This window comes from Streptomyces sp. bgisy100 (assembly GCF_057709105.1).
Genome location: NZ_JBYITE010000068.1, coordinates 20,155 through 29,304 on the forward strand (window position 1 = coordinate 20,155; position 9,150 = coordinate 29,304).

General features: G+C 71.2%; 5 protein-coding genes. 3 read left to right on the forward strand and 2 right to left on the reverse strand.

Annotation, left to right across the window (positions count from 1 at the left end; all coding sequences use genetic code 11):
- Nucleotides 1-171: 171 nt before the first annotated feature.
- Nucleotides 172-795, reverse strand: a complete 624-nt coding sequence (locus tag AC3EQ1_RS29215) for an Rv3235 family protein (RefSeq protein ID WP_432097327.1) — start codon at nt 793-795, stop codon at nt 172-174.
- Between the two features lie 369 nt (nt 796-1,164).
- Between AC3EQ1_RS29215 and AC3EQ1_RS29220 the strand changes: the two genes are divergently transcribed.
- Nucleotides 1,165-1,671 (forward strand): DUF6912 family protein, encoded by a 507-nt coding sequence (locus AC3EQ1_RS29220; RefSeq protein ID WP_432097328.1) that lies wholly within the window; start codon nt 1,165-1,167, stop codon nt 1,669-1,671.
- 131 nt (nt 1,672-1,802) lie between these two features.
- Complete coding sequence (locus AC3EQ1_RS29225; protein ID WP_432097329.1) at nt 1,803-2,465, forward strand: HAD family hydrolase; 663 nt, start codon at nt 1,803-1,805, stop codon at nt 2,463-2,465.
- A 554-nt stretch (nt 2,466-3,019) separates the two neighbouring features.
- Here AC3EQ1_RS29225 and AC3EQ1_RS29230 read toward each other — a convergent pair.
- On the reverse strand, nt 3,020-3,589 hold the full coding sequence (locus AC3EQ1_RS29230) for a DJ-1/PfpI family protein (RefSeq protein ID WP_432097330.1): 570 nt from the start codon (nt 3,587-3,589) through the stop codon (nt 3,020-3,022).
- A 444-nt stretch (nt 3,590-4,033) separates the two neighbouring features.
- On the opposite strand from AC3EQ1_RS29230, the gene AC3EQ1_RS29235 reads away from it, so the two are divergent.
- Nucleotides 4,034-9,022 (forward strand): NAD-glutamate dehydrogenase, encoded by a 4,989-nt coding sequence (locus AC3EQ1_RS29235; RefSeq protein WP_432097331.1) that lies wholly within the window; start codon nt 4,034-4,036, stop codon nt 9,020-9,022.
- Nucleotides 9,023-9,150: the final 128 nt, after the last annotated feature.

Genomic DNA, 9,150 nt, shown 5'->3' on the forward strand with positions numbered 1-9,150 from the left:
GGGGCCTGGCCTGGCCCGTGGCGCGGGGTTCCGGGGCGTGCGGTGTCCGGGAGGCGGTGTCCGGGGCGGGCCTCGTTGGGGCCGGAGCGGAGCCGGTCCTGCCGACGTTCGGGGTGGACGGCCGCCCGGCTGGTCAGGCATGTCGCCGGTCCGGTCACGCCGACGGCTCGGTCATGTCGTCAGCGCGGGCAGGCCGAGCTCCACGGCGGAGCAGCGCCAGCGGTCGTCGGGGCCCTGCTCCAGCCGGAACGCCAGCGCCCGGACACGGTCCCCGTACACGATCCGGGCGAACGCCTCGATCACATCCGGCTCCGGACGGTATTCGTCGCAGCGGCCGACGTACGGCGCCGGACCGGGCGACCCGGGACCGGGCGACCCGGGACCGGGCGATCCGGGACCGGGCGATGCGGGACCGGACGGCCGCAGCGGGGCCAGCGGGGCCAGCAGCACCAACTGGTCGTACGCGCCGCCCAGGGTGTGTCCCAGCATCCAGTGGACGGGCTTCTGGCCGCTCAGGGTCAGCAGCAGCCGGTCGGCGAACCAGTACCGGGGCTGCCGTTCCCGCTCCCGCCGCCGCAGGGCCGCCAGCGGTGCCGTGCCAGGGGCGCCGGGCCGACGTGAGTCCCGGCGCCCCGGCGGCACGCTCCCGGCGGTGCGCCGCCGCCCGGGGCCCTGGCTTCCGGTGGTCCCGCTCCCGGCGGTCCGGTTCCCGGCGTTCCGGCGGTCGGCGGCTCGGCGGTCGGCGGTCCGGCGGTCCGTCGTACGAGCCGAGGTCCTGTTCCTGTGGTGATCCATGTGTGCCCCCGCGGCATCGGCCCGGTGCGTATACCGGGCGGTAGCTTCGATGCGAAGACTTCTACGGGCCTGCTCGACGCCCTGCAAGGACGGAGGCCCCGACCGATCCGCACCGATCGGATTCACCTATCCGGGTGACGAGGGGCTCATCGGACGCCGCGGTACGGCACGCCACCGCACGTCGGCGGCGTGGGCGCCTGAGGAAAGCCGGTCGGCCGTACGGTGCGGCAAGGGGCGGAATGCCGCGTTCAGGGCCGGTCGCGGCCCGGCCGGGCCCGCCCCGTGCACCCCGAAGGGGGACCATCGCCCGTATGCTGGCGGGGCGTTCCACTCGCTCACCGCTCCAGCGCCCTCACGAAAGCGACAGCCATGCGCGTCTACGTCCCCATGACCCTCCCCGGCCTCGCTGCGGCGCACAAGGCGGGCGAGCTGGGGCCAGGTCCGCTGGACGCCTTCGCCGTGACGCCCGCACTGCGCGAGTGGTACGTCTCCGACGACATCGAGGAGCTGGAGTACGCGGCGCTCAGCCGCGCCGCCCAGGCCTCGCTCCGGCAGCTCGCCACGGACCCGCAGGTTCCGCGCCGCCGGGTCGTGGTGGCCGTTGACGTCCCGGACGGCGCCGCCGTCGCCGACCCCGACCGCGGCCTGGACCCGTCTGCGCTCGGCGCCGTCCGCATCGCCCAGCCGGTCGCCCTGGCCAAGGCCGCCGCGGTGCACCTCGACTCCTCCGACGCGGAGCGGGACGTGACCGCCGCTGCCGCGGCCCTGGGCGCGGCGGACCTGGGGGACGACGACGCGCAGTTCACCGTGGACGGCGCCGAGGACCACGAGCTGCTCTGGTACGCGGTCCAGGAGATCCCCACGCTCCTCGGCTGACCGGCCGGACCGCCACTGGCTCCACCGGACCGGACCGGACCGGAGCCAGGTGTCGGGGCCGGGGCCGGTACCGGGGGCCGACCGGCCGGTGCCGGACTGGAGTGTCGTACCGGCTGGGTACCGTTCTGGGCATGGGGAAGCACGGGACGCACATCGTCTGGGACTGGAACGGGACGCTGTTCCACGACATCGACGCGGTCATCGGGGCGACGAACGCCTCGTTCGCGGAGATCGGTCTGCCGCCGATCACCCTCGCCCGCTACCGGGATCTCTACTGCGTACCGGTGCCGCGGTTCTACGAGAGGCTGATGGGCCGGGTGCCCACCACGGAGGAGTGGGAGGTCATGGACGCCGCCTTCCACCGGCACTACTGGACCCGGGCGGAGAGCGCGGCCCTCACCGAGGGCGCCGAGCAGCTGCTGGCCGACCGGCAGGCCGCCGGGCTCACGCAGTCGCTGTGTTCACTGGCGCCGCACGAGGAACTGATACCCATCGTGCGCACCCACGGCATCGAGCAGCTCTTCCTCCGGGTGGACGGCCGGATCGGACCGTCGCACACCGGCAAGGCGCAGCACATGGAGCGGCACCTCGCCGCCATGGACGGTGCTGTCCGGCAGCGGATCGTGGTGATCGGAGACGCGGTCGACGACGCGATCGCGGCGGCACACGTGGGGGCCAAGGCGGTGCTGTACACGGGAGGCTCGCACAGCCGGGCCAGTCTGGAGACGGCCGGCGTTCCGGTGGTCGACAGCCTGTCGGAGGCCGTCGAGGCAGCGGAGGATCTGTACGGCTGAGACGGGCGCGGCGGTGCGCCTGGGACTGAGCGGGCCCGGAGCCCGGAGGTTCGGGGCCCGGGGACCGCGCTCCCGGAGGATGCCGTCGATCGGGAACCTCGGCGGGCCGAGCGGTGTACCAGATATGTCGGCGCTTCGAGGGGGAGCGTCCGGGACATCGGGAGGTCCACGTGATCAGGACGTACGGGGGATCCGCAGCCGGCTGTGCGGAGCGCGGGGAGGACGGCGCCGTCCTCCCGGGCGAGCGGGCTCCGTGGCGGGTGGCGGGCGGTCGTCCTCTGCCGGGGGCATCCGGCGCCGTGGGCGGGTCGGCCTGCTCGGAGGGGGCCGGCAGCGCCGCGGTGGCTCGGGGCGTGAGCGGTGCGGAAGGCGCTGGTGGCGCCGGTGGCAGCAGGGGAGCCCCGCCCCGTCCGCGGCCCGTCACGGCGAGCCGGCGAGCGGGGAACCGACCGTGCGGGAACGCACCGGAGCCGAGGCACGCAGGCCCGCGCGGGTCCGGGACGACAGCGCGTCCGCCGGTGTCCGGGCCGTGCGCGCGGGCGGGGCGGAGCGCCTCAGGAGGACACGGGGGCCTTCGTCCGGAGCACGGCCAGGAACTCGCGCATCCACGCCGGGTGGTCCGGCCAGGCCCGGGCGGAGACCAGCGACCCGTCGACCACCGCCTCCGCGTCCTGGAAGGAGGCACCGGCCATCTGCATGTCCAGCTCCAGAGCCGGATAGGAGGTCACGCGCCGTCCGCTGAGCCCGTCGACGGCCGCCGTGAGCAGCGGCCCGTGGCAGATCTGCGCCACGGGCTTGTCGGAGTCGAAGAACGCCTTGAGAACCTTCCGCAGCTCCGGGTCGTTACGCAGGTATTCCGGTGCCCGTCCGCCGGGGATCACCAGTGCCACGTACTGGCTCGGCTCCACCTCGGAGAAGGCCAGGTCGGCGGGCCAGGTGTAGCCGGGCTTCTCGGTGTAGGTGTCGAAGCCCTCCTCGAAGTCGTGCACCACGAAACGCAGCCTCTTGCGGCTGGGAGCCGCGATGTGGACCTCGTAGCCTTCCTCACGGAGCCGCTGGTACGGGTAGAGCACCTCCAGGGACTCCGCCGCGTCACCGGTCACGATCAGGATCTTGGCCGCCATGGCTCCCACCTCCGGGCTGTCCGTTTCGTTCCCCTCGAGGCCCAACCTGCACGCCGAAGGTGGGTTTGCCAAGAGGGCCCACGTCGCTGTCCGGAACGTCAAACTTCCAGTCCAGGTTTTGTACACAAACGGCCCATGACGGCTCCCCGGGGAAGGGCGATAGCCTTGTCCCGTGATCAGCGCGATATGCCCTCCTCCCCCCGCAACGGGGTGGAGGGGCCTTCGCAGGGGCAGCGAAGCCCCTGTCATGAGCCCGGTGTGCCACCGTGCCCGGGCGGTCGCTGATTCCCTGGGCCGGGGCCACACGACGAGAATCGCCCCTTCCGGCCCGTTCACCTTTCATCAAGGCATACCGTCGACACCGAGCGGACATCCCGCGTCGCGACGTGATGCCGATTTCCGCAACCAACGTCACGCAACGGCGCGCGACAGGAGCCAGAGGACATGCAGACCAAGCTGGACGAAGCCAAGGCCGAGCTGCTCGAAAGGGCTGCCCGGGTAGCTGAGAACAGCCCGGCCGGGAGTCAACAACCGGTTCAGGGCCTCACCCCGGAGGCCCTCGCGGCGTACCTCCAGCGCTACTACCTCCACACGGCTCCCGAGGACCTCGCAGGCCGCGACCCGGTGGACCTGCTGGGTGCCGCGCTCTCCCACTACCGGCTCGCGGAGAACCGCCCCCAGGGCACGGCGAACGTCCGGGTGCACACCCCGACCGTCGAGGAGAACGGCTGGACCTGCACCCACTCCGTCGTCGAAGTCGTGACCGACGACATGCCCTTCCTCGTCGACTCCGTCACCAATGAGCTCTCCCGCCAGGGCCGCGGCATCCATGTGGTGATCCACCCCCAGATGGTCGTCCGCCGCGACGTCACCGGGAAGCTGATCGAGGTTCTCGACAGCAGTGGTGACGTCCACTCCGACCGCGCCACCCGCGAGCTGCCGCACGACGCGTCCACCGAGTCGTGGATCCACGTCGAGACCGACCGTGAGACCGACCGCGCCGATCTCAAGCAGATGACCGCCGATCTGCTCCGGGTCCTCTCCGACGTCCGCGAGGCCGTCGAGGACTGGGAGAAGATGCGTGAGGCCGCCCTGCGGATCGCCGAGGGGCTGCCGGGCGAGCCGCGCGCCGACGACCTGCCGGTGCAGGATGTCGAGGAGGCCCGTGAGCTGCTGCGCTGGCTCTCCGACGATCACTTCACCTTCCTCGGTTACCGCGAGTACCAGCTGACGAGCGAGGCGACGGACGGTTCCCAGGAGGACGTGCTCACCGCCATCCCGGGCACCGGGCTCGGCATCCTGCGTTCGGACCCGTCCCACAAGGGCAGCGAGGGCCACCCGGTCTCCCCGTCCTTCAACCGGCTGCCGGCCGACGCCCGGGCCAAGGCGCGTGAGCACAAGCTGCTGGTGCTGACCAAGGCCAACAGCCGCGCCACGGTGCACCGCCCCTCGTACCTCGACTACGTCGGCGTCAAGAAGTTCGACGAGCAGGGCAATGTCGTCGGTGAGCGCCGCTTCCTCGGGCTGTTCTCCTCGGCCGCGTACACCGAGTCCGTCCGGCGGGTCCCGGTGGTGCGCCGCAAGGTCGCCGAGGTGCTGGCGACCGCCGGGTTCTCCCCGGACAGCCACGACGGCCGTGACCTGCTCCAGATCCTCGAGACCTACCCGCGCGACGAGCTGTTCCAGACCCCGGTCGACAAGCTCCGCGAGATCGTCATCAACGTCCTCTACCTCCAGGAACGCCGGCGGCTCCGGCTGTTCCTGCGCCAGGAGGAGTACGGGCGCTACTACTCCGCGCTGGTCTACCTGCCGCGGGACCGCTTCAACACCACCGTCCGGCACAAGCTGACCAACATCCTCAAGGACGAGCTGGGTGGCTCCAGTGTCGACTTCACGGCCTGGAACACCGAGTCGGTGCTCTCCCGGCTGCACTTCGTCGTCCGGGTCGAGCCCGGCACCGTGCTGCCGGACCTGACCGAGGCCGACATCGAGCGCATCGAGGTCCGGCTCGCCGAGGCGGCCCGTTCCTGGGAGGACGGCTTCGCCGAGGCGCTCAACGCCGAGGTGGGCGAGGAGCGCGCCGCCGAGCTGATGCGGCGCTACGCCAATGCCTTCGAGGAGGGCTTCAAGGCGGACCACACGCCGCGCGGCGCGGTCTCCGACCTCCAGCACCTGGAACAGCTCACCCCGGCCGGCGGCGAGCGCGACTTCGAGCTCAGCCTGTACGAGCCCGTCGGCGCGGCCCCCGGAGAGCGGCGCTTCAAGATCTACCGGAGCGGTGAGCAGGTCTCGCTCTCCGTCGTGCTGCCGGTGCTCAACGGGCTCGGCGTCGAGGTCGTGGACGAGCGGCCGTACGAGCTGCGCTGCGCCGACCGCACCTCCGCCTGGATCTACGACTTCGGGCTGCAGCTCCCCGCGCCGACCCAGAACGGCGGCGACTACCTCGCCGACGACGCCCGTGAGCGCTTCCAGGACGCGTTCGCAGCCGTCTGGAACGGTGAGGCCGAGAACGACAACTTCAACCAGCTGGTGCTGGGGGCCGGGCTCACCTGGCGGCAGGCCATGGTGCTGCGGGCCTACGCGAAGTACCTGCGGCAGGCCGGTTCCACCTTCAGCCAGGACTACATGGAGGACACCCTCCGCACCAACGTCCACACCACCCGGCTGCTGGTGAACCTCTTCGAGGCGCGGATGTCGCCGGAGCGGCAGCGGGCGGGCCTGGAGCTCACCGACGCGCTGCTGGAGGAGCTGGACGCGGCACTGGACCAGGTGGCGAGCCTGGACGAGGACCGCATCCTGCGCTCCTTCCTCACCGTCATCAAGGCGACCCTGCGCACCAACTACTTCCAGCTGGGCGACAAGACGGGCAAGCCGCACAGCTACCTCTCGCTGAAGCTCGACCCGCAGGCGATTCCGGACCTGCCCGCGCCCCGCCCGGCGTACGAGATCTGGGTCTACTCGCCCCGCGTCGAGGGCGTCCACCTCCGCTTCGGCAAGGTCGCCCGCGGTGGTCTGCGCTGGTCCGACCGGCGGGAGGACTTCCGCACGGAGATCCTCGGCCTGGTCAAGGCGCAGATGGTCAAGAACACCGTGATCGTGCCGGTCGGTGCCAAGGGCGGCTTCGTCGGCAAGCGCCTGCCGGATCCGTCGGTGGACCGCGACGCCTGGCTGGCCGAGGGCATCGCCTGCTACAAGACGTTCATCTCCGGTCTGCTCGACATCACCGACAACCTGGTCGGCGGCGAGGTCGTGCACCCCCGGGACGTCGTGCGGCACGACGAGGACGACACCTACCTGGTCGTCGCCGCGGACAAGGGCACCGCGACGTTCTCCGACATCGCCAACGAGGTCGCCATCGCCTATGGCTTCTGGCTCGGCGACGCGTTCGCCTCCGGTGGTTCGGCGGGCTACGACCACAAGGGCATGGGCATCACCGCCCGCGGTGCCTGGGAGTCGGTCAAGCGGCACTTCCGGGAGCTGGGCCACGACAGCCAGACCGAGGACTTCACGGTCGTCGGCGTCGGCGACATGTCGGGTGACGTGTTCGGCAACGGCATGCTCCTCTCCGAGCACATCCGGCTGGTCGCCGCCTTCGACCACCGGCACATCTTCATCGACCCGAATCCGGACGCGGCGGTCTCCTACGCCGAGCGGCGTCGGCTGTTCGAACTGCCGCGCAGCTCCTGGGAGGACTACAACACCGAGCTGCTCTCGCAGGGCGGCGGCATCCACCCGCGGTCCGCGAAGGCCATCCCGATCAACGCGCAGATCCGGGCGGCGCTCGGCATCGAGGCCCGGGTCACCAAGATGACCCCGGCGGACCTGATGAAGGCGATCCTCCACGCCCCGGTCGACCTGTTGTGGAACGGCGGCATCGGGACGTACGTCAAGGCGTCGACGGAGTCCCACGCGGACGCGGGCGACAAGGCCAACGACGCCATCCGGGTGGACGGCCAGGACCTGCGGGTCAAGGTCGTCGGCGAGGGCGGCAACCTGGGTCTGACCCAGCGCGGCCGGATCGAGTTCGCTCTGTCCGGTGGCCCCGACGGCAGGGGCGGCAAGATCAACACCGATGCGATCGACAACAGCGCCGGTGTGGACACCTCCGACCACGAGGTGAACATCAAGATCCTGCTGAACAAGGTCGTCGAGGACGGCGACATGACCGTCAAGCAGCGCAACAAGCTGCTCGCGGAGATGACCGACGAGGTCGGTGCGCTGGTACTGCGCAACAACTACGCGCAGAACGTCGCCCTGGCCAACGCCGTGTCGCAGGCGCCCAGTCTGCTCCATGCCCACCAGCGCTTCATGCGCCGGCTGGAGCGGGACGGCCGGCTCGACCGTGACCTGGAGGCCCTGCCCAGCGACCGGCAGATCCGGGAGCGGCTGAGCGCCGGGCGCGGGCTGACCCAGCCGGAGCTCGCGGTCCTGCTCGCCTACCTCAAGATCACGGTCGCCGAGGAGCTGATCACCACTGATCTGCCGGACGACCCGTACCTGGTGCAGCTGCTGCACGCCTACTTCCCGAAGGCGCTGAACGAACGGTTCCTCGAACACATCGACAACCACGCGCTGCGCCGGGAGATCGTGACCACGGTCCTGGTGAACGACACGGTCAACAGCTCCGGTACGACCTTCCTGCACCGGATGCGGGAGGAGACCGGCGCCTCGACCGAAGAGGTTGTGCGCGCCCAGACCGCGGCTCGCGCGATCTTCGAGCTGGGCCAGGTCTGGGACGAGGTCGAGGGTCTCGACAACCGGGTTCCCGCCGATGTGCAGACCCGTATCCGGCTGCACGCGCGGCGGCTGGTCGAGCGGGGCACGCGCTGGCTGCTCAACAACCGTCCGCAGCCGCTGCTGCTCGCCGAGAACGTCGAGTTCTTCAGTGAGCGGGTGCAGAGCGTCTGGGCCGAGTTGCCCAAGCTGCTCAAGGGGTCCGACCTGGAGTGGTACCAGGCGATCGTCGACGAGCTGACCGAGTCCGGGGTGCCGGGTGAGCTGGCGCAGCGCGTCGCCGGTTTCTCCTCCGCCTTCCCGGCGCTCGACATCGTCGCGATCGCGGACCGCACCGGCAAGGCGCCGCTGGACGTCGCCGAGGTCTACTACGACCTGGCGGACCGGCTGCGGGTCAGCCAGCTGATGGACCGGATCATCGAGCTGCCGCGCGCCGACCGCTGGCAGTCGATGGCGCGGGCCGCCATTCGCGAGGACCTGTACGCGGCGCACGCCGCACTGACCGCGGATGTGCTCGCCGCGGGCAACGGCAGCTCCACCCCGGAGCAGCGGTTCGGTGCGTGGGAGCAGAAGAACGCCGCGCTGCTGGGCCGTGCCCGGACGACCCTGGAGGAGATCCAGAACTCGGACGACTTCGACCTGGCCAACCTCTCGGTGGCGATGCGCACGATGCGGACGCTGCTCCGCACGCACCAGTAGGAGGCCGGCTCCCCGCACCGGTCCCGGCGGAGTACGGCCGGCCTTCTCCACGGATTCGTTCGTGGTGCGGCCGCTGTTCCTCCCCACCGGTCCCCGTCTCACCGTGGTTGCACGCAGCGGAGGGCGGG

Coding starts and splice junctions, on each gene's coding strand:
- AC3EQ1_RS29225 (WP_432097329.1), top strand. CDS start 1,803: ATGGGGAAGCACGGGACGCACATCGTCTGGGACTGGAACGGGACGCTG.
- AC3EQ1_RS29230 (WP_432097330.1), bottom strand. CDS start 3,589: ATGGCGGCCAAGATCCTGATCGTGACCGGTGACGCGGCGGAGTCCCTG.
- AC3EQ1_RS29215 (WP_432097327.1), bottom strand. CDS start 795: ATGGATCACCACAGGAACAGGACCTCGGCTCGTACGACGGACCGCCGG.
- AC3EQ1_RS29220 (WP_432097328.1), top strand. CDS start 1,165: ATGCGCGTCTACGTCCCCATGACCCTCCCCGGCCTCGCTGCGGCGCAC.
- AC3EQ1_RS29235 (WP_432097331.1), top strand. CDS start 4,034: ATGCAGACCAAGCTGGACGAAGCCAAGGCCGAGCTGCTCGAAAGGGCT.